We start from the raw sequence: 22,689 nt of genomic DNA on the forward strand, positions 1-22,689 counted from the left end.
TCGGCCGCCGCCCGGGCCAAGGCGGCCCGCAAGACCACCACCGACGGTGACCTGCCGGGCCGCTCCTACCAAGCCCTGCTGGCCCACCTGGCCACCCTGACCCGCAACGACCTCCAATACGGCGACGACGGACCGATCGTGACGACCCTGGCCGTCCCCACGCCCACCCAACGACGGGCCTTCGAACTCCTCGACACCACCATCCCCCACACGGTCAGGTAGCCAGAACAACCACAACCGAAAACAACGAACCCCCAGCTCAACCGGGGGTTCGCTCGTTCTCATAGCAGTAACTTCGGACTAGGCTGCACCACCGCAACACCGCTGCGCCGGCGCGCCCGATTCGGTGCCAGTTCGCTCAGGGGCGCGCTGGTCGGCGTCGTGCCGGCAACGGGTCGGTCGACGGTTGAGTTGTCACCGACGAACGTGAGATCGGGCTCGACGGCCTTGACTTCCTCGATGAAGTGTCGGCGACTGAGTGAACCCGGCTGAGAGTCGCGAGCGCGTCGGCCGCGGGTCGGTGGCCGATCATGAATCCTGCCATGGTCGATCGAGCAGCGCCTCGAACGGGATTGTGCGAAATGTGCGTCCATCAGTCGACTGCGCCTTGCCGAACGACGCATGCAGCGTACGGTCGACTCCTAAAACTTGCACCGCCGCAAAACGCTCGATTGGACGCCCGAATACGGTCGTTGTCCGACGCGCTCAGAACATTCGGAAACTCGTGGCGGTGTCACCATGCTCCTAGCATCGGTATGTCTCCGTCGCGGTTTCCGGCGGCGAGGAGGGATTCCTGCCGACGCGGATCCAGTCCCGAACCGGCTTCTCGGGGCCGCCGACCGGGACTGCCGCTGCAGCCGGTGACGAACGACGAGAGGGTGTCGCGTCGCTGTGCCCGGGTGTATGGCGAACGTGAAGGACAAGACGAAGCTATCGGGCAGTGATCTGGTGCATGTCTTTCCGATCGATTGCGTCCGACGACCTGCATGACGGCGACGCTGGATAGTGGCACATGGCGAAGGCCTGCCGGCCGGGACTGAGTCGTCACCGGCAGGCAGGCCTCGTAGGTGGGCGTCAGACTCCGCGCTGCGCCTTCGCGGCTTCGCTGGCGGCCTTGCTCTTCTCCCGGGCGGTGGCCCAGTCCTCGTTGCTCATCGATGTCAGACCGGCGAAAGTGCCGGGGCCGGCGAGCATCTGGCCGCCGTCCATGGCGATGGTCTGGCCGGTGAGGTAGTCGCAGGCATCCGACAGCAGGAAGATGGTGAGGTTGGCGAGCTCTTCCATCGTGCCCATCCGGCCCATCGGCACCTGGTCGGCCTGGGTCGCCCCGACTGCACTCTTTTCGGTCGGGTTGAGCATCTCCCACGCATAGTCGGTCGGGATCGGTCCCGGCGCGAGCGCGTTGAGGCGGATGCCGTAGCGCGCCCACTCGACGGCGAGAGACATTGTCATCGAGTGCACGGCGGCCTTCGCCATCGCGGACGGGACGACGAACGCGGAGCCGCTCCAGACCCAGGTGGTGAGCGTCGACAGGACGACGCCCTTGGTGCCGCCTTCGATCCAGCGGCGGCCCGCGGCGTGGGTGGTGTTGAAGGACCCGTTCATCACGGTGGAGGTGACGGCCTCGAAGGCGCGCGGGCTGAGCGATTCGGTGGGGGCGATGAAGTTCGCTGCGGCGTTGTTGATCACGCCCGTGAGCGGGCCGTGTAGCGTCCAGATCTCGTCCATCGCCGACGACACCAGGTCGGCGTTGCGCACGTCGACGGTCTGCCAGTGGACCGAGCCCGGCCGGGAGACCGACGCTTCCGCCGCGGCCTCTTCGAGGACCGCGGGACGCCGGCCCCACAGGTGGACTTCGGCGCCGTGGTCGACGAGATGCCGGGCTACGCCGCGGCCGAGGCCGGTGCCGCCGCCGGTGATGAGCACGCGCTTGCCCGCGAGGGCGTCGGACGCGAAGGGAGAAGTGGTCATGCGATGGTCCTATGGTCGGGAACGAGGGCTACAGGCCCAGGCTCTTGCTGATGATCTCGCGCTGAATCTCGTTGGTACCGCCATAGATCGGCGGAGCCAAGGAGCGGCGAACCTGTTCCTCCATGCCGTATTCGCGGGTGTAGCCGTAGCCGCCCATCATCTGCATCGCCTCGAGTGCGGTCTTCTTCGCGATTTCGGTACATTTCAGCTTAGCCATCGACCCCTCGCGGTTGAGGTTGTCTTCCTCGCCGGCATCGATCCGCTCGGCCACCTCGTACACGAACGACTTCGCGAACGCGATCTCCGTGGCGAGATCCGCGATGCGGTGACGGATGGCCTGGAAACTGCTGATCTTGTGACCGAACTGCTCGCGCTCGGTGACGAAGGCGATCACGTCGTCGAGTGAGCGCTGGGCTCCGCCGAGTGCCATCGTGGCGATGATGAGGCGCTCGACGCTGAGCCCCCGCATGAGGTGACGCCACGCCTGGTTCGGAGTGCCGACGACAGCGCTCGCCGGGACCGCGACGTCGGTGAAGTAGAGGTCGTTGCAGGTCCGGGCCTCCATGGTCTTGATCTCGTGAATTTCGAGCCCGGGCGTATCGGCCGGCACCATGAACAGGGTCAGGCCCTGGTGTTTGTTGCCGGTCGTGTCGGTCCGGGCCAGGAGGAGGATGTGCTCGGCGATGTGGGCGGCGGAGATCCAGGTCTTCTGCCCGTTGATGACGTAGTGGTCGTCGACCAGTTCCGCTTTGATCCGGACACCACCGAGGTCGGAACCCGCACCGGGCTCGCTGAGGGCGATCGCCTCGAGCTTGCCGGACGCCATGTTGCCGACGATGGTGCGCTTCTGGTCTTCGGTGCCGTAGCGCAGGTAAGTCTGGGCTGCCGTGAGACCGGTGGAGTAGGCGGTGATGGGGGCGAGGCCGCGTGCGGATTCCTCGAGGAAGATGCACTCCTCGACCATTCCGGCGCCGCCACCGCCGTACTCCTCCGGCAGCGACACGGCGAGCCAGCCGAGGCCGGCGAACTTGTCGAGAATGACGGGGCTGTTGGCCAGGGCGCCGCCGTCGGTCAGCAGGTCGCGCTGCTGCAGGGTCTTGCATTCGGCGTCGCAGAACTCGCGGACGGCCGCCGCGAACTCTCGTTGTTCTCGGGTAAAACGCATGTGGGCGACTGCTCTCTGTGACGGGTCCTGGTGCGTGAGTTGCCGGACGGCGGGGCGGGAGTCAGCCCCGCCGCCCGGAAGTCAACTGTCAGGCGCCGCGGAACTTCGAGAAGTCGGGCTTGCGCTTTTCGTTGAACGCGCTGATGCCCTCGATCGCCTCGGCGGACTCCCCGAACAGCTTGAGCGTGGAGTACGCCATGTTGCCCTGCGCGATGAAGTGCTCGGTGTCAGCGTTCAGGGACTGCTTGAGCACCTTCAGCGACGTCGGCGACAGCTGCAGGATCTCGTCCGCCCAGGCCCGGACCTCAGCCCGCAACTGGTCGCCGGGCACCACCTTGTTCACCAGGCCCCAGTCGAGGGCCTGCTCGGCGCTGTAACGCCGGCAGAGGAACCAGATCTCCCGTGCACGCTTCTCGCCGATCGCCCGCGCCAGGTACCCGGTGCCGAGGCCGGCGTCGAACGACCCGACGCGCGGGCCGTTCTGCCCGAAGATGGCGTGCTCGGCGGCGATCGACAGGTCGCACAGCAGGTGCAGCACGTGCCCGCCACCGACCGCGACACCGTTGACCGCGGCGATCACGGGCTTCGGCACGTCCCGGATCACCCGGTGCAGTGCCTCGACCTCGAACAGTCCGCTGTCGGACGGGCCGTAGTCGCCCGTCTCCATCCGCTGCTTCTGGTCGCCACCCGAGCAGAACGCCTTCTCGCCGGCGCCGGTCAGCGCGATCGCCCCGACCTCTGCGCTGCCCCACGCCTTCTTGAACGACTTCACCAACTCGTCGACGGTCCGCGCGCGGAACGCGTTGTACCGGTCGGGCCGGTTGATCGTGATCCAGGCGAGTCCGTCCTCGACCTCGTACGTCACATCCGTGAAGTCACTCATCGACCTTCTGGTCCTTTCCTGTTGCACGCGGAACGGGAGCCCGTCCGCGAAGTTCTTTTGGTCTTACCTTATGACGAAGGTAGCGCTGATAACGAGCGTTTTCAAGGGGCGTCGCGAAAAAGGCTTTCACCTGCGGTGATGAGTTCGCACTTCTCTGCAGAAGGAGGATGTGGCCCGGAAGCGGGTCGCCCGGCTCGGCACGCCGAGCGGTCGTCGGTCTCGCGCCTTCAGGCGGTGCTCACGCAATGAATTCGCATCTTTGCCAACGGAATCGCGTCGAGGGTTGCCACAGTTGCGCAGCTATTCGGTGGACGCACCCGTTGTCGGGCCCTAAATCGCGCGCGGGAACCGAAAAGGTGCGCGTCTGTCCCCGGCGCTGTGGAAGGAACGCCGCTCAGGCCCGGGTTCGGATCCCCATCGCACCGCAGACGGGGGCGGGCCAGTCGACGTCGGTGCGGGCGAGTTCCCGGTCGACAGTGTCGGCGACGTCGTCCGCGAAGGGCGCGACCCGGCGGCTGGTGAGGTCGACGTGGGTCGCGGTGACCTCGAGTGTGCTGGCGAGGCGCTCGGTGGTGTCGTCGACGAGGAACGCCATGGCGTGGACGACCTTGTCGGAGCGTTCGACGATCCGCGCGTGCACCGACACGCGGTCGCCGACGTGCACCTCCGCGTAGTACCGGATGTGATGCTCGGCGGTGAAGAAGCCCTGGCCGCGCGTGGCGCGGTAGTCGTCGGTGATGCCCATCCGATCGAAGACGACGGCGATCGCCTGCGCCTCGAGGTCGAAATAGTGGCGGATGTTCATGTGGCCGTTCTCGTCCTCGTAGGCGGACGGGACGAGCACCGGCCCGCACTCGCGGGGCAGGGCGACCACCTGGAGGTATGAGGGGATTCCGGCTGGCGACGTCATCGGTCCATCATAACGATCGTTAACAACAGGTGCTAGAATGGCTCGGTGGACCGCAACCGGAAAATTCTCGACACCGCCGCAGAGCTGTTCTACGAGAAGGGCTTTCACGGTACGAGTGTCGACGAATTAGGGTCGCGGGCCGGCCTGAGTGGTCCTGCCATCTACCGCCACTTCTCCGGCAAGGACGAGATTCTGGCCACGCTGTTCGACGAGGCCATGGACGAGCTGATCGGCGCCACCGACCCGGTGCTCGACGACGCGGACCAAGATCTCCAGCGGATGATCCGCCACCATGCCCTCTTCGCGGCCCGGCACCGCCACCTCGTCAACGTCAGCCAGCGGGAGGACCGGTCGCTGGTCGATCCGTGGCGGAAGGCGATCAATCGCCGGCGCAAGCAGTACGTCCAGGGCTGGGAGGCTGCGGTCGCGCGGTCCATCCCCGCCGCCTCACCGGCGGAGGTGTCCGTGGCCACCCAATCCTGCCTGGGCATGATCTTCTCGATCGCATACTGGCCCACCAAGGTGACCCGCACGGCCGGGCTCGCCGACCACATGGTGCGAATGGCGAGCGAGGGCCTGGACGCCTTCCGTCACTAGCACTGCCCCTGCACCGACCGATAGGTGCAGGGGCAGTGACGGTGTCGACTTATCGTGCGAGGCTGGGGCGGTACGTGTAGGAGGACGACCGCGACAGCGCGAATTCGAAGATCCCGTACCCGGTCTGCCCGTTCCACTCGAACGCGCAGCAACGGTCGGTGAGGGCCGAGTCGAGAGTCTTCGGACCCACGGTCCCGTCGAGCGGGTAGACGTCGAACTCTTCGTGATCGCGGCCACGGACCTTGCCGTGGTGCCCGCCGTAGCCGCCGCCGGCCATGTAGCCGCCGCCGGCGGAGGCGTCCGCGCCGATGCGGTAGGTCGCACCGCCCGCAGTCACGACCTCCACCGTGCCACTGGCGAGGTCGTTGCCCGCGGTGAACACCAGGTCGTGCCGAACGTCGGTGATGTCGTCGAGTCGGCCGTCGTCATGCATGACGGCGCCCTCCAACAGGATTCGTCCGCCTTCACGATCCTCGACGAGCAGGAAGCCGAACGTGCGGTCCGGGAACTGTGCCTGGTACCAGACGTGCAGACCCTGGCCGCCGGACATCGTGCGCACCCCGCGGGAGCGGTCGCGCAGTCCGTACCAGCCACCGACGTCGGTGGTGGTTCCGTCGAGTGTGAGCGTGCCCTCGTACCGGCCGGGCTGGAACAGATGGTCGAATGAGGTGACGTTTCCGTCGGTGTTCTCCACATCCACCGACCCGAGCCAGTAGGGCGCCCGGGCGTGCCAGAGCAGGTCCAGTTCGAGGCCGGTCTTGTTCTCGCCCAGCTGGATTCGCCAGGTGGAATTGTCGTCGACCGTCTCCCATCTCAGTGGTCCGACGGAGGCGCCGTCGGTCTCGGAGTGTTCGGTGGAGTAACGGAGGTTGCGTTGCTCGGACTCCGTGGTGAGGACGACGAAACCGTCCACGACGTTCCGGGGTGGATAGACCCCGGCACCGAGGATCACGGACGGCGCGGTACGTCCGTCCGGATGAAGATTGAACATGAACCGGTCGAAGAACTTCTCCGGCATCTCCTCGGTGGCGCGAGTCACCAAGGCGTCGTGAAATCCGTCGGTCATACGTGCTCCTTTTGTTCGACGGTGACGTTGTCGGCGCCGATCTCGCGATGGTCCAGGGTGAAGCGGTAGGAACCCATCATCAGCAGGCAGGCGATGGCGATTCCGACCAACACGATGATCGGCAGCGCGCCGGCACTGTAGGAACCGGTGGCGCTGTAGACCTGTCCGAGCAGGAAGATGCCGAACGCCGACCCCTGCGCGTAGAGGAAGTAGATGAATCCCAGCACCCGGCCGTAGGAGTGCTTGGGGAAGTATCGGCTCACCATGTAGGCGGCGAGATCACCCTCGGATCCCAGGCCGAGACCGATCAGGGCCGCGCCGACGAACAGCAGACCGGTCTGCGACGACGTGATCATGAAGAAGACCCCGACCCCGCACAGGGCGAAGATGATCGAGCCGATGGCGGGGGCGTAGAACCGGTCCAGCAGGTAGCCGACCAGCAGTCGTGCGCCGATCGACGCCAGGCTCAGAACGGACAGGATGGAGACGGCGGTGCCCTGGCTGATGCCCTTGTCCGTGGTCATGGGCACGACCTGGGACATCAGGCCGAACGTCGCCGAGGACACCAGGAAGATGGCGACGGACAGCAGCCAGAACTGCCGGTACTTCCTCGCCACGGTGAGCAGCGATTCCCCGGCCATCCGGCCTTCCAGACGCGCGGCCTTGCGCTCGGCTTCGTGTTCGGCGGGCATCCGGGTGACGAAGGCGTAGACCGCGGCCGGAATGACCGTGCACAGGGCGCCGATGACCAGGAACGCCATGCGCCATCCGCCGATGCCGAGCATCCAGTTCGCCAGATAGGGCATGAGCACCCCGCACGAGCCGAGGCCCGCCATGAGGATGCCCAACGCCATGCCGCGACGGTCCTGGAACCACGCGCTCACCACGGTCGAGTGCGCGACCGGGTTCACGGCGCCCGCTCCGGCTCCGATCACCACGCAGAGCAGGTAGAAGGCGAGTTGGTTGTTCGGCAGGGCGGACATCAGCATCAGGCCGATTCCGAACGCCAGCGACATCGGAACCGAGGGGATCTTGGGACCGTACCGGTCGATGAGGAAGCCCAGGATGACGATGCTGATACCCACCAGCACCGTCTCGATGGACAGGCCGTTGCTGATGACGCTTCGTTCCCAGCCGAACTCCTCGGTCATCGGCTTGCCCAGGATGTTGAACAGGACATTGACCGCGGTCGTGCCGAACAACAGAGTCAGAAAGCCTGTCACCACATACCACCAGCGGTTCAGATGCCGCGTAGGCGCCTGCAACTCAGTCGTGCCGACTGCGCTCATGGAAGCTCCTGTCGATTGATATCGGTAGTCGGGGGCGGCGATGCCGCGCAGGAAACCCACCGGCAGTGGTCTCCGTCACAGATAACACCATATGGACAGGCCAAAGTAAAGGACAGTCCAAAAGGGTGACTAGCGATGGGACGAGAAGTCGAACATCCTGCTCGCGATGCGGCGCAGCTGCAGCTCGTCCGTGCCCTCGGTGATGCGGTAGCGGCGGTGGTGGCGGTAGATGTGCTCGAACTGCTTGTGGCGGGAGTATCCGACGCCGCCGTGGATCTGGATGGCGCGGTCGGCCGCCCGGCAGGCGAGCTGGTTGCTCCGCAGGTTCACCATCGCGACCTTGTCGGTGACGGCCGTCTTCCCGAGCTCGTCCATCATCGCCGCGGTCTTGTAGATCGTGTTGCGGATCAGTTCCGCATCGGTCTGGAGTTCCACCAGTTGCCACTGGATGCCCTGGTGCTCGTGCAATGGCTTCCCGAAGACGACGCGCTCCTGCGCGTACTTCACGCTCTCGTCGATGCAGAACTGCGCTGCACCGAGCGACGACGCAGCCTGCCGGATCCGGTTCTCGTGGACGAATAGCTGCGCGCAGTCGAGGCCGCGGCCGACTTCCCCGACCACGGCACTTCCTGGGACCCGCACGTCGTCGAGATGGACCTCGGAGTGGTCGCTGGGCATGTTGAACGTCCAGTGGTTGAAGGGAACAGTGAAGCCGGGCGCGTTCGTCGGCACCAGGAACGCGGTGATCCCGTCCGCCTTGCCAGCCTGCCCGGACGTGCGGGCGAACACGAGGTCGACCTCGGAGCAGTCGACGAGGCTGTTGAAGCGCTTCGCCCCGTTGATGACCCAGTCGTCGCCCTCTCGTCGGGCCGACGTCTCCAGGTACGTCGCGTCGCTGCCGTGTCCGGGCTCGGTGAGGCCGAACGCGATCTCGATGTCGCCGCGGATCAGCGGCTCGAGGTACTGCTCCCGCTGTTCGTCGGTGCCGTACTCGTGCAGCACGAGGGCGAGCGGCAGGTTCGCGACCACCGATGCCTCGTCGGAATGGGGGAAGTGCAGACCGGAGCCCCGGGTGAGGAGGTGTTCGCGGACGACGGCCATCGCGAGGTTGCTGCCGTCGTTCCCGCCGAGGGCCTGCGGCAACGGGAACCGGAAGAACCCGGCGGCGTCGGAGCGACGCCGGGCCTCGAGCAGCAGTTCGCGCCATTCCTGCTTCGGGAACCCGTCCCGTTCCCAGTCGGTGCGCGCGTACTCGCGTCGGTGGTCGAAGAACTGCGGGTGCTTGGCCTCGAGCGGTGCGATCTCGCGATCGATGAACGCGTCGAGGTCGGTGACGAACTGCTGCACGTCGTCGGGAATGGTCCAGTCCATGGGGCGTCCTCCGATTCGGGATCCGATGTGTCGGACGGTAGGGAGCACCTGGACGCACGGCGAGGGCCGCGAGGCGCGGCACTGTTGATTTCTCCAGTGCCCGAACCAGCTCTTCCTGTGGACGTCGCGGTCGCCGTGGTTGCATGCGGCCATGCTGAAGCTGAACGGAATCGACGAACTGGTCGCCAAGGTCGGCGCCGATCTGGGCACGACGGAGTGGTACGACGTGACTCAGGACCGCATCACGGCATTCGCGCGGGACACCGACGACTTCGAGCGCATCCACCTCGACCCCGCGCGGGGTCGCGAGGCAGGATTCGGCGGCACGATCGCCCACGGGTTGTTCACGCTGTCCCTCGGGCCGAAGTTCCTCTACGAGATCTTCGAGATGACCGGGCACTCGCTGGGGCTCAACTACGGGTTCGACACGGTGCGGTTCCTGAACCCTGTCCGGGTCGGTTCCCGGATCCGCATGACGGCGCGACTGCTCGACGCGCGACCGATCGAGGGCGGATACCGATTCACGATCCGGCAGACCTTCCAGATCGACGGTCACGACAAGGCAGCCTGCGTCGCGGACGCGGTCGTGGCCTACTTCCACTGAACAGAAGGAGAGACGCCCATGCGTGCAGTCGTCGTCGAAGAGCTCACCGGTCCGCAGGCCGCGACGCTGGTGGAGATACCCGAACCGCGCGGCGCCCACCCCCGGGCGGAGGGGCAGCGACTGCTCGTCGACGTGCACGCCGCCGGGTTGTCGTTCATCGACCCCCTGCAGACCTGGGGTAAGTACCAGAACGGTGTGCCGACCCCGTACGTGTGCGGCAGCGAGTACGCGGGTGTCGTGGTCGAGGCGCCGACAGACGCGGACTTCCGGCCGGGCGACCGCGTCGGGGGAATCGTCTGGCACGGGGCCCTCGCCGACCGTGCGCTCGCACTGCCCGAATACACGGTGAAGATCCCGGCGTCGATGTCGTTCGTCGAAGGCGCGGCGCTCTACATGAACTACTCGACGGCCTGGTACGCACTCCACCGGGCGCAGGTTCAGCCGGGCGAGTACGTGCTCGTCCACGGCGCCGCGGGCGGGGTGGGCACCGCGGCCCTCGATCTCGCGGAGACGTTCGGTGTGCAGGCAATCGCCGTGGTCTCCAGCGACCGGAAGGAAGAGGTCGCGCGCCAGTGTGGAGCGCATGCGGTGGTGCGGTCGGACGGGCCGTGGCTCGACGAGGTGCGCGGTCTCACCGACGGGCGCGGTGTGCACGTGGTGATCGACCCGGTGGGCGGTGACCGGTTCACCGACTCCCTCCGTGCACTACGCCAGGGCGGCAGGCTCGTCGTCGTCGGATTCACCGGTGGCTCGATCCCCACCGTCAAGGTCAACCGTCTGCTCCACCGCAACCTCACCGTCACGGGAATCACCATGGACAACATGGAAACCGAGTATCCCGGGACTTTGCGGATGGTCCGGGACGCCGTCGAATCACTGGCCGCCGAGGGGCGGATACGTCCGTATGTCGGCGCGACGTTCCCGCTCGAACAGGCGGCGGCCGCACTGCGCGCGCTGGACGACCGGGCCGCGCTCGGCAAGGTCGTCGTCGAGGTGGTGCCGCCGGCCTGACGGCACAGGCTCAGGTAACCGCCGGGGCGCCGAACACGGCCAGTCCGCGTTCGACGACGTCGGCGAGGCTTTCCGCGGCGACGACCAGGGCGGGGTCCGGGGCGGGCCGCCTTCGGTTGCGCTTGACGAAGACCGACATCGTCGACGCCGTCTTGTAGTAGCAGTAGGCCAGGAACCAGTCCAGGTCGGCAACCGGAACGTCACGCTCGGCGCGGTAGGCCGCCAGGAGTTCGCCGGGGGACGGCATCCCGGCGCCGGCCGCGACATCGGCCGCCGGACGGGACCGCCGGAACCGGTGCGCCGGGTCGGTGTGCATCAGCAACCATGCCAGATCGGTGCGGGGATCGCCGACCGACCAGATCTCCCAGTCGATGATCGCGGCGAGGTCTTCGCCCGCGAACAGCATGTTCGCGAGTCGGTAGTCGCCGTGCAGCAGAGTGGGAGCGACCGGTGCCGGGATCCGGTCCGCCAGCGCTGCATGCAGTTCGGCGTGGCGAGGCACGATGCCGTCGTCGACGGTGTCGAGTAGACGGTGCCAGCGCGCGAGTTCGTCCGCGACCGGGACAACCGGTTCGTTCCCGACACCCAGCGTGACGGGGTCGAGAATCTGCATCCGCGCGAGCATCCCGGCGGCCGCGCGGGCGCGGGCGGCGACGGTGTCGGGTTCGGGCGGCGAGTCGGCGACGTCGAGCAGCGGTTCGTAGGACTGCCCGTCGACGAGAGTCATCGCGAAGAGGGGTGGGCGTTCGGGAGTCCCGTCCTCCTCGAAGAGAATCGTGGGGACGCGGACGCCGGGCGTCGTTCCGAGGAGGCGGATGATCTGCGCCTGCCGGAGCACGTCGCGGTTGCGGACCGGTTCCAGTCCGGGCGGTGCCATCTTGAGGACGACGTCTGTGTCGGGCCGGCCCGGCCGTGTCAGGGTGGCCCGGTAGGTCAGGCTCGACACCCCACCCGGCAGCGCCGACGGCGCGGACACCACGGCTCCCGGCCATCGGCGACCCGCGGCCGCCGTCGCTCGTGTGGTCAGCGTGTTCACGTCGAATTCCGTCACGTCTCCACGATCGGGTCGGTCGGCCGGTACCGCAAACACACGCACGACTGTCGCTGAAGAAATCCACAGTGGCCCCTCGGTGGTCGCTTCGGATGGCCTTCGGTGCGTGGTAAAGCTTCCCTATGACATCGATCAGCGGATACCGGTCCCGGAACGATGCTGGGCTGGAGCGGTTCTCGTTGAACGGCAAGGTCGCGGTGGTGACCGGGGCGTCGTCCGGTCTCGGAGTGGCGTACGCGCTCGCGCTGGCTCGAGCGGGTGCCGACGTCGTCCTCGGGGCGCGGCGTGGCGACAAACTGGCCGCGACCGCGGAGCAGGTGCGGAAGTACAACCCCCGCGTGGTGGCGGTGGAGACCGACGTGACGCAGGTGGACCAGTGTGATCGCCTCGTCGAAGCCGCCGTCGAGGCATTCGGGCGGGTGGACGTCCTCGTCAACAACGCCGGCACCGGCGGCGAATACCATCACGTGACGGAGGATCCGCCCGACCACTTCCGGTCGGTCGTCGACGTGAACGTGCACGGCTCCTACTGGATGATCCAGGCGTGCGCGCGGGTGATGGGTCGCGGCAGTTCGATCGTCAATGTCTCCAGCGTCATGGCGCTGACGACGGCGAAGATGCCCGCCGCCGCGTACAGCGCGAGCAAGGCCGCCGTCCTCGGGCTGACCCGCGACCTCGCCGCGCAACTGGGGCCGAACGGAATCCGGGTGAATGCGATTCTGCCGGGTGTCTTTCCGTCCGAGGCGACAGAGCACTATACCGAGAACTACAAGCGCAAGATCATCGACGCCCGGATTCCCCTCGGACGCATCGGCGACCCCGAGGACATCGCCGCGGTGGTGGTGTTTCTGGCGAGCGACGCGTCCGCGTATCTGACCGGGGTGAGCTTGCCCGTCGACGGCGGTGTGCTGGTGAACTGAGCACGCGCGGACGCTATCGGTGCTGCGCCACCGAGGAGGTGACCGTGCGGGTGTTGAGACCGTCGCCCGCGTCGACGGTGAGGAACTGGCCGGTGACGCTGCGAGCGGTGGGGGAGGCGAAGAACGCGACGGCATCCGCGATGTCGGCCGGGTCGACGAATCCGTTGGGCATCGATGCAAGCCACGCGTCCTGGATGTCCTGAGGCATGGACAGGATGCCGGAGCTGGCCGTCATTCCGGGCAGGACGGCGTTGGCGGTGATGCCCAGGGCGACGTTCTCGGCCGCAACGGTTTTCGCCAGACCGAGCAGGCCCGCCTTCGTGGTGCTGTACGACACCTGGGCCGGCATGCCCTGCGTGCCTGCGGTACTGGAGATGGCGACGACGCGGCCGTACCGCCGTTCGCGCATCCCCGGCAGGCACTGCTGGAGCACGCGGAAGGTCCCGGTGAGGTTGACGTCGAGATCCTTCCGCCACTTGTCGATCGACAGACTGTGTGCGGCACCGAACATCGTCGTCAGACCCGCATTGGCCACGTAGACGTCGATGTCGTCGAGGGGCGGCAGTTCGTCGGCGGACATGTCGGCCTGGTACGTGCACCCGGGTGCACGGTCGAGCGTGACCACCTCCATCCCGTCGGCTTCGAGCCGGGCGACGATGGCCTTACCGATACCGCCCTCGCGTGCGGCACCGGTTACCAGTGCCTTGCGGCGGTGCGGGTCGGTCATGCGGATCTCCGTTCGTCGGGCAGTGCATCGATGCGTACAGTGTCGTCGCATTCCGCTTCGGCGCAGCGGTTTTCGACGTGGAAGGCCGGATGGTCACGAAGTCGGAGGACGAGAAGCGCGGTATGGATGCTCAATTGATGAGACGCGTCACCGGTGACATCGAGGCCGGTGAGGGCGTGCACTCGCGACAACCGGAGGCGCACCGTGTTCTCGTGCACACCCAGACGGGTGGCGGTGCGGCGCATACCGCGATTCTGCTCGAACCACACTGCCAGGGTGCGAATCAGTTCGGTCGATGCCGCGTCGTCATCGAGGAGGGGGCCGAGCATGTCGTCGATGTAGTGTCGGATGGCGGAGATCTCGCCGTTCGCGAGGAAAAGTCGGGCCGGTCCCAGATCGTCGACGGCGAGAACGCGATGCCCTGTTCCGTGAGTGAAACGGTCGATGCAGCGCACGACCTCCCGTGCCTCGCGGTAGGCGCGGGTGAACGAATCGGGTTCGTACACGGACGACACCCCGGCGATCAGACCTCCCGTCGGGCTCAGTTCGGCGGCCGCCGCCTCGAGGGTCGCGGTGATGCGCCGGACGACGGTCGGGGACGCGACGTGCTCCGGTGCCTCGATGAGCAGGAGGATTCCCTCCGAACCCCGAGTCGACAACACCTCCATGCCGAGAGCACGCTCGGTGTGCTCGGCGAGGGAGCGGTCGAGATCCTCGGGTGTTCCGTCGGATTCGCGGACATACACCAGGGACCGGCGGGCGTGGACGTTCACGCCGAGGTATTCGGCACCGGCCGCGAGATCGGCCCAGGCGCCGGAGCCGCGAACGAGTTGGCGGGCGAGTGCGGACCGCGCATTCCAGGCCACCCGGGTGATGCGACGCTGGGTGAGGAACTGCGCGCCGATGCGGCGGGCGCAGCGGAGGGTCACGTACTCGTCCGTGGGATGGAACGGCGTGGGTTGTTCGTCGACGACGAGCCATCCGAGGTGTTCGCCGCGTTCGACGATCGCGCTGAGGATCTTCCGCCGCGACAACCCGGTGCCGAGTTCGGCGGGCAACAGCACGGGTTCCGCACTGGTCGGGGTCGTTGCGTGCTCGCGCACGATCTCGCGCAGTGGTGGGAACGTCGTCTGCCTGCCGGCATCGGGCCGGGCGGACGCGACGACGTGTCCCTGGCGGTCGAAGAGGGTTACTGCTTTGCCGGTGGCCTCCGAACAGACCCGGACGATCGCGGACAGGCAGTCGACGGCCACCGCGGCGTCGTCGAGAAGCTCGTCCAACGCGCTGAGTGGAAGGTGCTTACGACCGGTGCCTTCGTCGGAGGTGGGCATCACACGGTCAGCGGTGATGGGTGAGCAGAAGTGTGCGGACGGTCGCCGCGTGCTCGATGGCCGACTCCATCGACGTCGTCGCCGGCACCAGGGTGATGTTGTCGGCGCCCGCCTCGACGAACGAGTTCAGCCACTCGGCCACCTGCTCGGGTGTTCCGGCGGGTGCCAGATGGCGGAATTTGTCGCGCGGCAACTGATACAACGCCTGCATCTTCTCGCCGACGAGTCGGTCCGCAACCGAGGCATCCTTGTCGAGCCCGCACCACACGTTGACGCCGAACGAGTCCGGCGCACGATTCTCCTGCGCGGCGGCCTCGAGGATCGCGGACCGGGTCTCGGCGAAACGTCGCGGTGTGCAGAAGATTCCGAGCCAGCCGTCGCCGAAGCGGGCGGTGCGGCGAATGGCGGATTCGCCGCGGCCACCGATCAGGATCGGCACCGCCGGCTGCGGCGCCGGCAGGATGCGCGCCCGGTCGAGGGTGAAGAACTCACCGTGATGGGTCACCTCCTCGCCGGTGAGGACGGCGCGCAGCACCTCGAGGGTCTCGTCGAGGCGACGGCCGCGGGTGCTGGGATCGACTCCGCTGTTCGAGATTTCGGAGCGGTCCTCACCACCCACGCCGGCGCCCAGAACCAGTCGGCCGGGGGCGATCTGCGACAGTGTCGCGATCTGGCGGGCGGCGAGCATCGGATGACGCAGGCCGAGTAGGTAGACGCCGATGATCACCGACAGAGTGTCGTGGCTGGACAGGACGGACGTGGCCGAGACCATGCCGTCGAACCCGGTACCACCGTGGAAGCTGATGTGGTCACCGACGGTGATGTGGTCGAGCCCCGCCTCTGCCGCGGAATCGAGGAGAAGCCGCCGATCCGCGGGTTTCGGGACGAGGAGCGCGTCCGTGACCGACAATCCCACTCTGATCGACACGCTGATCTCCTCTCATGCGAATGGACTGACCATAAACTTATCGGCGGGGCGATGGCAAGGGGCGGGGCGGGGCAGGCCACTCCGACGTCGCTCGATGAGCCGCTGCCTCAGCGCCGCGCAATCGATGCCCCATTCGGTCGCGCTTCGTCGTGAGATTGGGGCATTGTCGCGGTGACCGTTACCTCCAGGCCTGTCGTGCACTCGAGCGGTATTGGTAGAACCCCGTCGGGGTGATTCCGAACCCTTAAGACGGGCAGCGCGAACTTGTCGTTGGTGGCGTAGTTGTAGGCGCGGTCGGCGATGAGATGGCGCGGCTTGCCGATGGTGTCACCGAGCGCTTCAACGGCGGGCAGGCCAAACTCATCTTCCGACACCAGGACTGACTGTCAGGAGCAGACGTTCAGCAGCGCCTTGGTCACCAGGAACTCCTCGAGCCCGCTGGCTCCGCACTCGCGCCCGTAGCCGGAGTCGCCTCGCCCGCCGAAGGGAGCCTTCGGGTCGAAAACTCCCCCGTTGATCGAGATCTGCCCGGTGCGCACCCGACGCGCGACGGCCTTGGCGTGCTCCGCGTCGGAGCTCCAGATCGCCCCGGACAGCCCGTACGGCGTGGAGTTCGCCACCGCGACCGCGTCGTCCTCGTCGTCGAATGCCAGGATCACCAGGACCGGACCGAACACCTCTTCGGTCGCCACAGCCATGTCGATCGTGACGTCCGAGAGGATCACGGGCTGCACGAAGAAGCCTCGACCTGGCATGTCGGCGGATCCTTGCGCCGCGACACGCGCGCCCTCACGGATCGCACCGTCGACATGCCGGGTGACCGAATCGCGCTGCACCTCGGAGACCATCGGGCCCACCGTCGTCGCCGCTGACGTCGGGTCCCCGATAATCCATCGTGCCAAGGCGCTCGTGGCCGCCTGCTCGGCCTCTCGCAGACGCGTACGGGGGACCAGCAGCCTGGACAGCGCGATGCATCGCTGGCCCGCGTTCAGCATGCAGTCCGAGACCGTGCGCTTGACCGCCTTCGCGTAGGCGTCAGGCTCCAGGTCGTTGAGGACGATGCTCGCGCTCTTGCCGCCCAGCTCGAGGGCCGCCGGGATCACGCGCTCGGCCGCCAGCGCCGCCACCCGGCGGCCGGCGCCGGTCGAACCGGTGAAGCTGACCAAGCCGGTGTCCGGCGAGGAGACCATGGCCTCACCTGCCGTCCGACCGTCGGCGGCGATGACCGAGACGACGCCGTCCGGCAGCCCGGCCTCGTCCATGACCTCCGCCAGGGCGAATAGGGCCAGCGGAGCCACGGGACTCGCCTTGACGACGATCGTGCATCCTGCGGCCAGTGCGTACGCGAGCTTGGTCGCAGCCTGGTGGAGTGGGAAGTTCCAGGGCACGATCGCCGCCACCACTCCCGCAGGTTCGAGCACCACGTCGGTGCTGCCGGTGGAGTACTCGAAGGCGAACTCCTCGACGAGCGCAGCCGCATCGTCGAAGAACACCGCGGACAGGTCGACCTGCAGCGCCTTCGACATCGACACCGGTGTTCCGACCTCGGCGGTGATCAGGGCCGCGAGCTCGTCTGCACGGTCACGGATCCCCGCGGCGATGGCGCGCAGGATCGCCGCTCGCTCCTTGACATCGGACGAACCCCAGGATTCCTGCGCGCGGCGAGCGGCCGACAGCGCTGCGAGAGCATCGTCGACACTGGCATGCGGGACCCGGCCGGCGATCTCCTCGGTGGAGGGATTCACGACGTCGTAGTAGGCGTCCGGGTCGGATGCCACAGCCCAGGTTCCGCCGAGCCAGTGCTGCTTCCATTCGTGGTTCACAAGACCTCCAGGTCTCTGTAGGGAGGGAGTTCTACAACGTCAGGTCGAGCACCGTGCGCAGGCCTCGGGCTTCACGCAGGTCATCGAGCGCTTCGTGGACCTCCCCGAGCGGGCGACGACTGGTCACGAGTTTGTCGATCGGCATGCGACCGCTGGTGTACAGCTCGAAGAGCCTCGGAAGGTCTCGTTGCGGGTCGATGCCACCCATGAAGCAACCGCGGATCTGCTTGTGGCTGACAGCGACCATCGCGGCGGGCAGGGTCATCGTCGCATCCATGCCGTGCAGGCCGACAGCCACCAGGACCCCGCCGAAGCGGATCACCCCGTAGCCGGCCTCCAGGAGCGCGGTCGAGCCGACCGCGTCGATCGCGACGTCGACCGTCGACGACCCGGTGAGCGCCTTCAACTGTTTGCGGAGAGGAAGGTCCTCGGACGGGTCCACCACGTGGGTCGCCCCGAACTCCAGCGCCTGCTTCCGCCGATGCTCCGACGGATCGGACACGATGACTTTGCCGGCTCCGACCGCGGCGGCGGCCATCACCGCGGCTAACCCGACTCCCCCCGCGCCCATGATGAGCACGCTGTCGCCGGGCTCCGGACACGCGACGTTGAGGACCGCGCCGGCACCCGTCGACACCCCACAGCCCACCAGCGCCGCGACGTCGTCCGGCACCTCGTCGGGCACCGGCACCAGGCCGTTGACCGGCATGACGACATGGGTGCTGAAGGCTCCGATGCCCAGGCCGCGGTAGACCGGTTCGCCGCCGCGGCTGGACGAGGTACGGCCGTCCAGCAGGGTGCCGCGAGCGGACATGCCGCCGCTGTTCTCGCACAGCTCCGCCCGGCCGTTGACGCAGGACCGGCACGCCCTGCACGGCGGACGCATCCACAGCGTCACACGGGATCCGATGCCGGGCGCCTCCGTGTCGGGGCCCAGTGCCTCGACGACCCCCATGGCCTCGTGTCCCAGCATCAGCGGTCGTGGATACGGGAGCTTCCCGTCGATCATCGCCAGGTCACTGCCGCACACACCGGCCGAGACCAGCCGGACGAGCGCTTCGCCTCGTCGCGGCTGATCGATGACGACGTCGTCGACAACATCGATCGAGTCCTCGACCAGCAGGGCTCCGCGAATGTGCAGCTGTCCGTCGTCGTACGAGGGGGTCATGGGCATGCCCTGCTCCTTCACGGTCATCGCAGGGAATCGTTCAGCGCGAGCAGACCGATGGATCCCAGGGTCTCAAGCGTGGACAATGCGGACGCTGGGCGTGCGTATGACCGGATCTGCGGCTTGGTCACCCGGATGAACAGGGCTGGATTGGCCCGGACCGTGGTGACGTACTCGTCCACCACATCGTCTAAGTCCTCTTCGGCGACGGCGCGCGTGATGAAGCCGGACATCATCAGTTCCTCGAAGGACGGCTTGCGCCCCGTCGCGATCCAGTCGAGGGCCCGACCCTCGCCCACCAGATCGATGAGCCCGCCGACCGCACCCCACGAGAGGGGAAGACCGAAGGTCGACTCGGGAACGGCAAGCCGTGCCCCCGTCACGACGACCCGGACGTCGCAGGCGGTCATCAGCAGCATCCCGCCGCCGATCGCGAACCCGCGCACAGCAGCGACCGTGATACCCGGGAACGACCGGATCTGCTCGAAGACCCGACCACCGAGGTCGAGGAACCTCGTGAGCTCCTGCACCTCACCGAGCTGCCCGTCCGGCAGCAGTCGCTCCGCGAGCGCGCGATCCATCCCGGCGCAAAAGCCGCGGCCCTCACCGGATAAGACGAGCGCGAAGACGTCGTCCCGACCGTGGAGGGCGTGAAGCTCTGCGGACAACTCCTCGAGCATCTGGGTGTTCAGCGAGTTCGCCTCGTCCGGCCGGTTGAGGACCATGCGGGCGACGCCGTCTTGAACGGCAACGGTGATCGTGGACAACTTTATCTCCTGTAATTAATGAGTCGTGGATCGACGAGTGCTTACGCGTGCGACTTGTCCTCCGAGGCCTGCGGCCGCGAACCCGGACCCTTCGTGGCGTCCCAGGTGGTCTCGGTCACTCCGATGTCCCGGATCACCGCCTTGCGAATCTTCGACGTGGCCGTCTTGGGGATTGCCTCCACAAAGCTGATGTACCGAGGCACCATGAATCGCGGCAGCCGCTCCTGGCAGTAGGTCCACAGCTCGGTCTCGGTGAGCTCGTCACGCAGGACGACAGCGGCCAGGATCTCGTCCTCGCCCCACTCGGAAGGAACCGCCACGACCGCGCACTCGGCGACAGCCGGATGGTGGAGGACCTGCGACTCGACCTCGACCGACGAGATGTTCTCACCACGTCGGCGAATCGCGTCCTTGATCCGGTCCACGAAGAAGTAGTGACCGTTCGCGTCGCGGATGAAGGCGTCACCGGTGTGCAGCCACAGGTTCGACCAAGCCTCGACGGTCTTCTCCGGCAGGCCCCAGTAGCCGTTCATGAGCGCCCACGGCTCGTCGGCTCGTACGACCAGCTCCCCGGCCTGACCGACCGGTACCTCGTTGTCGTCGCGATCGACGAGGCGAACTTGGTAGCCGTCCCGGACCTTGCCGCAGCTTCCGGCGGGTCCCAGGTCCCACATGTCGGAGACCAGAGGACAGCTGACCTCGGTCATGTTGAAGACGGTGTGGACCCGCAGGTCGAACCGGTCCCTGAACTCGTCGACTTCCGCGATGGCTGGGACCATCAGGACGTTGCGCAGGGGCGTGTCGGCGTCCGAGGCGCTCGGGGTCTGGCGGAAGAGGAAGTTGGTCATCGCTCCCAGCAGCATCGTCGTGGTGCAGCGGTGCTCCTCGATCTCGCTCCAGAACTCGGAGGTCTTGAACTGCTCCTTGATGACTACCCGTCCGCCACACAGCATCATGCTGTAGAACGGGAACTTGCCGCTCACGTGAAAGGGAGGGAACGGCGCGTAGAACGCGTCGTCCGGACCAAGCTCGGACTGGGGCATGATGCCGGTCGAAGTGGCGTACAGCTGCTGCCAGGGCACGATCACCCCCTTCGAGGGTCCCGTCGTGCCCGAGGTGTACAGGACGCACGACGTGTCCCGTGGACGCGGCTCGACGACCTGCGTGGGCGTGGCCCCGGGCCGCAGCGCCGCAGAGTCCCGGACGAGCGAGTGCTCGGAGGACGGGAGGTCCGTGCCGACGGGCGTGGTGTCGTCGTTCCACACCACGACCTGCCACCTGAGACCCGTTGTCCCGGCGGCAATCAGGAAGGTGTCGAGGTACCGCTCGGCCACCACGGCGACCTCGGCGCGCGAATCCGCGAGCACGTGCTCCAGGATGCTGCCCTTGTACTCGGTGTTGACCGGCACCTCCACCGCCCCCTGGGACGCGATCCCCAGCCAGAGCTCGATACCCGCGAAGCTGGGCGGAAGCATCACCAGGACGGTCTGCCCGCGCCCCACTCCCCTGTCCTCCAGCGCCGCAGCCCAGGCCATGGAGGATTCGAGCACCTCTCGCGCGCTGTGCGACCGTCCGTCCACGTGCTGTAGAACCACCCGATCAGGATCTTCCTGCGCCAGCTCGCGTACCAAGGTGGGCAGCATCTCGTCGCTCTTCATGCGGGCACTCCATTCTTGACGTTCTCGGCACCGTGCAGTCTCGCGGCACCCGGTCGGCGGGCGGCCTCGCTCCAACCCACGAGAAAGCTTCCGGCTCGTATCGCGCGGATCGGGTCGTCGAAAACCGGCACGCCGTCGGCCGCCAGCCTCTTGGCGGGCAGCCCGCTGCCCCCGGCCCACGTGACGATCAGCGGCTTGTCGCTGCGCGCGTGCACCGCGAGGATGGCATCGCAGATCGCCGCCTCGCTCGAGCTGGCGTTCCCGATCGAGACGAACACGATGTCCGTCGCCTCGTCATCGACGCACAGGTCCAAGGCTCCTCCGAAGGTCGAAAGGTTGTCGAGGGCCGAGCCGGTCAAGTCGACGGGATTACGCGTCGAGGCATACGCCGGCAACAGCTCGCCCAGCCCGTCGCGGATCACGCCGTCAAGCTCCGGCACGTCCATGCCCATGGCGATACAGGCGTCCGCCATCAGGACACCCGTTCCACCCGAGATCGACACGATGGCGGCACGGTTGCCCGCCGTGCGGCGACCATCCGCGAAGACTCGCCCAGCATCGACGAGTTCGGCCATGGACTCTGCTCGCACCACGCCATGCCTGGCGAACACCTCGGAGTAGTACGCGTCATCCCCCACAATCGATCCCGTGTGAGCCCGCGCGGCTTCTGCGCCGACCTGTGTCCTGCCGACCTTGACGGCGACGAGCGGCTTGTCGAGCTCACGTGCGCGACGCGCCGCCCGCTCGAAGGAGGGCATGTCACGAATGCCCTCGATGTGGGTGAGCGCGAGATGTACCTCCGGCAGCTCGATGACCTCGGCGAGCACCTCGCCGACCGTCAGGTCCGCCTCGTTGCCGGTGTTCGCCACGAAGTGGAAGCCGAGCCCGGCATCGCGGCCAGCGCTGAAGACGAAACTGGCGAACGCACCGCTCTGGGTTACGAGCGCGATCGGGCCGATCGGCAGGTCGCCGTCGTCCAGGGCCGACGCGAAGGTTGCGGTCACTCCATGCGCAAACCCGATCGCGCCGAGGCAGTTCGGTCCGAGGATCCTCATGCCGGACTCCTGGGCAATCGCCGTGATCTCGGCCTGCAGGTCGGGCTCCCCCGCCCGACGGGACTCGCCGAACCCCGATGCGTAGACCACGGCCACCACGATGCCCTGCTCAGCGCACTGTCGAAGCGCTGGAACGACGTCACGCTGCGGCAGCGAGAGTACGGCCACGTCGACCGGCTCAGGTACCTCGGCGACCGACTTGTACGCGACAACACCCTGCACGCCGTCCCGATGACTGTTGACCGGGTACACGGTTCCGCCGTAGCCGTAGCGCCGCAGGTAGGACATGGCGCGACCGGAGATCTTCGTCGGGTCGTCCGAGGCGCCGATCAGTGCGATGGAGCGTGCCGCCAGGATTGCCTGGAGCCATGCGGGGCTGAGCGTCACGGCGAGA

The 22,689-nt window shown here is 67.2% G+C and carries 21 protein-coding genes and 1 pseudogene; 5 read left to right on the top strand and 17 right to left on the bottom strand.

All coding sequences use genetic code 11. The features are described 5' to 3' along the window. Window positions 1-222 (top strand): annotated as a pseudogene (locus ACFWAY_RS40305) (transposase); the annotation flags it as partial. 852 nt (window positions 223-1,074) lie between these two features. On the opposite strand, the gene ACFWAY_RS40310 reads toward ACFWAY_RS40305, so the two are convergent. From ACFWAY_RS40310 to ACFWAY_RS40325, 4 genes are all read right to left on the bottom strand, one after another. Then, entirely contained in the window at window positions 1,075-1,971 is an 897-nt protein-coding gene (locus tag ACFWAY_RS40310; protein ID WP_005250892.1) for an SDR family oxidoreductase, read from the bottom strand. Window positions 1,972-1,999: 28 nt separating this feature from the next. Next, window positions 2,000-3,136 carry an acyl-CoA dehydrogenase family protein gene (locus ACFWAY_RS40315; protein ID WP_378514494.1) on the bottom strand — a complete coding sequence of 379 codons (1,137 nt, stop codon included), beginning with the start codon at window positions 3,134-3,136 and terminating at the stop codon, window positions 2,000-2,002. Window positions 3,137-3,224: 88 nt separating this feature from the next. After that, window positions 3,225-4,019 carry an enoyl-CoA hydratase-related protein gene (locus tag ACFWAY_RS40320; protein ID WP_378455544.1) on the bottom strand — a complete coding sequence of 265 codons (795 nt, stop codon included), beginning with the start codon at window positions 4,017-4,019 and terminating at the stop codon, window positions 3,225-3,227. 394 nt (window positions 4,020-4,413) lie between these two features. Then, window positions 4,414-4,929, bottom strand: coding sequence for a thioesterase family protein (locus ACFWAY_RS40325; protein ID WP_378514495.1), 516 nt, complete (start codon window positions 4,927-4,929; stop codon window positions 4,414-4,416). Between the two features lie 45 nt (window positions 4,930-4,974). On the opposite strand from ACFWAY_RS40325, the gene ACFWAY_RS40330 reads away from it, so the two are divergent. After that, entirely contained in the window at window positions 4,975-5,526 is a 552-nt protein-coding gene (locus tag ACFWAY_RS40330) for a TetR/AcrR family transcriptional regulator (protein ID WP_378514496.1), read from the top strand. 49 nt (window positions 5,527-5,575) lie between these two features. On the opposite strand, the gene ACFWAY_RS40335 is transcribed toward ACFWAY_RS40330, so the two are convergent. The 3 genes from ACFWAY_RS40335 to ACFWAY_RS40345 all read right to left on the bottom strand — a co-directional run bounded on the left by ACFWAY_RS40335 (window position 5,576) and on the right by ACFWAY_RS40345 (window position 9,252). Continuing rightward, a complete protein-coding gene (locus ACFWAY_RS40335) occupies window positions 5,576-6,592 on the bottom strand; it encodes a hypothetical protein (RefSeq protein ID WP_378514497.1) in 1,017 nt (338 codons plus the stop codon). Continuing rightward, the gene (locus tag ACFWAY_RS40340; RefSeq protein WP_378455540.1) at window positions 6,589-7,881 is read right to left on the bottom strand and encodes an MFS transporter; all 1,293 of its coding nucleotides are present in this window, start codon (window positions 7,879-7,881) and stop codon (window positions 6,589-6,591) included. Before ACFWAY_RS40340 ends, ACFWAY_RS40335 begins: the two co-directional genes overlap by 4 nt. Before the next feature lie 129 nt (window positions 7,882-8,010). Then, window positions 8,011-9,252, bottom strand: coding sequence for an acyl-CoA dehydrogenase family protein (locus ACFWAY_RS40345; protein WP_378514498.1), 1,242 nt, complete (start codon window positions 9,250-9,252; stop codon window positions 8,011-8,013). A 151-nt stretch (window positions 9,253-9,403) separates the two neighbouring features. On the opposite strand from ACFWAY_RS40345, the gene ACFWAY_RS40350 reads away from it, so the two are divergent. Both ACFWAY_RS40350 and ACFWAY_RS40355 read left to right on the top strand, forming a co-directional pair. Further along, on the top strand, window positions 9,404-9,856 hold the full coding sequence (locus ACFWAY_RS40350) for a MaoC family dehydratase (RefSeq protein WP_378455539.1): 453 nt from the start codon (window positions 9,404-9,406) through the stop codon (window positions 9,854-9,856). An 18-nt stretch (window positions 9,857-9,874) separates the two neighbouring features. Continuing rightward, the gene (locus ACFWAY_RS40355; protein WP_378514499.1) at window positions 9,875-10,867 is read left to right on the top strand and encodes an NADPH:quinone oxidoreductase family protein; all 993 of its coding nucleotides are present in this window, start codon (window positions 9,875-9,877) and stop codon (window positions 10,865-10,867) included. A 10-nt stretch (window positions 10,868-10,877) separates the two neighbouring features. Here the strand turns inward: ACFWAY_RS40355 and ACFWAY_RS40360 are convergent, their stop codons facing one another. Further along, entirely contained in the window at window positions 10,878-11,918 is a 1,041-nt protein-coding gene (locus ACFWAY_RS40360; protein WP_378455537.1) for a phosphotransferase family protein, read from the bottom strand. Window positions 11,919-12,040: 122 nt separating this feature from the next. On the opposite strand from ACFWAY_RS40360, the gene ACFWAY_RS40365 reads away from it, so the two are divergent. Continuing rightward, on the top strand, window positions 12,041-12,838 hold the full coding sequence (locus ACFWAY_RS40365; protein ID WP_378514500.1) for an SDR family NAD(P)-dependent oxidoreductase: 798 nt from the start codon (window positions 12,041-12,043) through the stop codon (window positions 12,836-12,838). Between the two features lie 13 nt (window positions 12,839-12,851). Here the strand turns inward: ACFWAY_RS40365 and ACFWAY_RS40370 are convergent, their stop codons facing one another. The 9 genes from ACFWAY_RS40370 to ACFWAY_RS40410 all read right to left on the bottom strand — a co-directional run bounded on the left by ACFWAY_RS40370 (window position 12,852) and on the right by ACFWAY_RS40410 (window position 22,682). Further along, the gene (locus ACFWAY_RS40370) at window positions 12,852-13,565 is read right to left on the bottom strand and encodes an SDR family oxidoreductase (RefSeq protein ID WP_378514501.1); all 714 of its coding nucleotides are present in this window, start codon (window positions 13,563-13,565) and stop codon (window positions 12,852-12,854) included. Then, the gene (locus ACFWAY_RS40375) at window positions 13,562-14,896 is read right to left on the bottom strand and encodes a PucR family transcriptional regulator (RefSeq protein ID WP_378455534.1); all 1,335 of its coding nucleotides are present in this window, start codon (window positions 14,894-14,896) and stop codon (window positions 13,562-13,564) included. The genes ACFWAY_RS40370 and ACFWAY_RS40375 overlap by 4 nt, the downstream gene beginning before the upstream one ends. A 7-nt stretch (window positions 14,897-14,903) precedes the next feature. Beyond that, entirely contained in the window at window positions 14,904-15,824 is a 921-nt protein-coding gene (locus ACFWAY_RS40380) for an LLM class flavin-dependent oxidoreductase (RefSeq protein WP_378455533.1), read from the bottom strand. Between the two features lie 107 nt (window positions 15,825-15,931). After that, on the bottom strand, window positions 15,932-16,198 hold the full coding sequence (locus tag ACFWAY_RS40385) for a hypothetical protein (protein WP_378514502.1): 267 nt from the start codon (window positions 16,196-16,198) through the stop codon (window positions 15,932-15,934). A gap of 12 nt (window positions 16,199-16,210) precedes the next feature. Then, entirely contained in the window at window positions 16,211-17,647 is a 1,437-nt protein-coding gene (locus ACFWAY_RS40390; RefSeq protein ID WP_378455531.1) for an aldehyde dehydrogenase family protein, read from the bottom strand. A gap of 31 nt (window positions 17,648-17,678) precedes the next feature. After that, window positions 17,679-18,821 carry a zinc-binding dehydrogenase gene (locus ACFWAY_RS40395; protein WP_378455530.1) on the bottom strand — a complete coding sequence of 381 codons (1,143 nt, stop codon included), beginning with the start codon at window positions 18,819-18,821 and terminating at the stop codon, window positions 17,679-17,681. A 17-nt stretch (window positions 18,822-18,838) separates the two neighbouring features. After that, a complete protein-coding gene (locus tag ACFWAY_RS40400) occupies window positions 18,839-19,582 on the bottom strand; it encodes an enoyl-CoA hydratase/isomerase family protein (RefSeq protein ID WP_378455529.1) in 744 nt (247 codons plus the stop codon). A gap of 41 nt (window positions 19,583-19,623) precedes the next feature. After that, window positions 19,624-21,240, bottom strand: a complete 1,617-nt coding sequence (locus ACFWAY_RS40405) for an AMP-binding protein (protein ID WP_378455528.1) — start codon at window positions 21,238-21,240, stop codon at window positions 19,624-19,626. Beyond that, window positions 21,237-22,682, bottom strand: a complete 1,446-nt coding sequence (locus tag ACFWAY_RS40410) for an acetate--CoA ligase family protein (protein ID WP_378455527.1) — start codon at window positions 22,680-22,682, stop codon at window positions 21,237-21,239. Before ACFWAY_RS40410 ends, ACFWAY_RS40405 begins: the two co-directional genes overlap by 4 nt. Window positions 22,683-22,689 lie beyond the last annotated feature (7 nt).

The organism is Rhodococcus sp. NPDC059968 (assembly GCF_042738615.1).
Taxonomy (GTDB): Bacteria; Actinomycetota; Actinomycetes; order Mycobacteriales; family Mycobacteriaceae; genus Rhodococcus_F.

Bases quoted from the DNA above. Each gene is read 5' to 3' on its own strand.
- ACFWAY_RS40310 (WP_005250892.1), bottom strand. From the start codon at position 1,971: ATGACCACTTCTCCCTTCGCGTCCGACGCCCTCGCGGGCAAGCGCGTG.
- ACFWAY_RS40315 (WP_378514494.1), bottom strand. From the start codon at position 3,136: ATGCGTTTTACCCGAGAACAACGAGAGTTCGCGGCGGCCGTCCGCGAG.
- ACFWAY_RS40320 (WP_378455544.1), bottom strand. From the start codon at position 4,019: ATGAGTGACTTCACGGATGTGACGTACGAGGTCGAGGACGGACTCGCC.
- ACFWAY_RS40325 (WP_378514495.1), bottom strand. From the start codon at position 4,929: ATGACGTCGCCAGCCGGAATCCCCTCATACCTCCAGGTGGTCGCCCTG.
- ACFWAY_RS40335 (WP_378514497.1), bottom strand. From the start codon at position 6,592: ATGACCGACGGATTTCACGACGCCTTGGTGACTCGCGCCACCGAGGAG.
- ACFWAY_RS40340 (WP_378455540.1), bottom strand. From the start codon at position 7,881: ATGAGCGCAGTCGGCACGACTGAGTTGCAGGCGCCTACGCGGCATCTG.
- ACFWAY_RS40345 (WP_378514498.1), bottom strand. From the start codon at position 9,252: ATGGACTGGACCATTCCCGACGACGTGCAGCAGTTCGTCACCGACCTC.
- ACFWAY_RS40350 (WP_378455539.1), top strand. From the start codon at position 9,404: ATGCTGAAGCTGAACGGAATCGACGAACTGGTCGCCAAGGTCGGCGCC.
- ACFWAY_RS40355 (WP_378514499.1), top strand. From the start codon at position 9,875: ATGCGTGCAGTCGTCGTCGAAGAGCTCACCGGTCCGCAGGCCGCGACG.
- ACFWAY_RS40365 (WP_378514500.1), top strand. From the start codon at position 12,041: ATGACATCGATCAGCGGATACCGGTCCCGGAACGATGCTGGGCTGGAG.
- ACFWAY_RS40370 (WP_378514501.1), bottom strand. From the start codon at position 13,565: ATGACCGACCCGCACCGCCGCAAGGCACTGGTAACCGGTGCCGCACGC.
- ACFWAY_RS40375 (WP_378455534.1), bottom strand. From the start codon at position 14,896: ATGCCCACCTCCGACGAAGGCACCGGTCGTAAGCACCTTCCACTCAGC.
- ACFWAY_RS40395 (WP_378455530.1), bottom strand. From the start codon at position 18,821: ATGCCCATGACCCCCTCGTACGACGACGGACAGCTGCACATTCGCGGA.
- ACFWAY_RS40405 (WP_378455528.1), bottom strand. From the start codon at position 21,240: ATGAAGAGCGACGAGATGCTGCCCACCTTGGTACGCGAGCTGGCGCAG.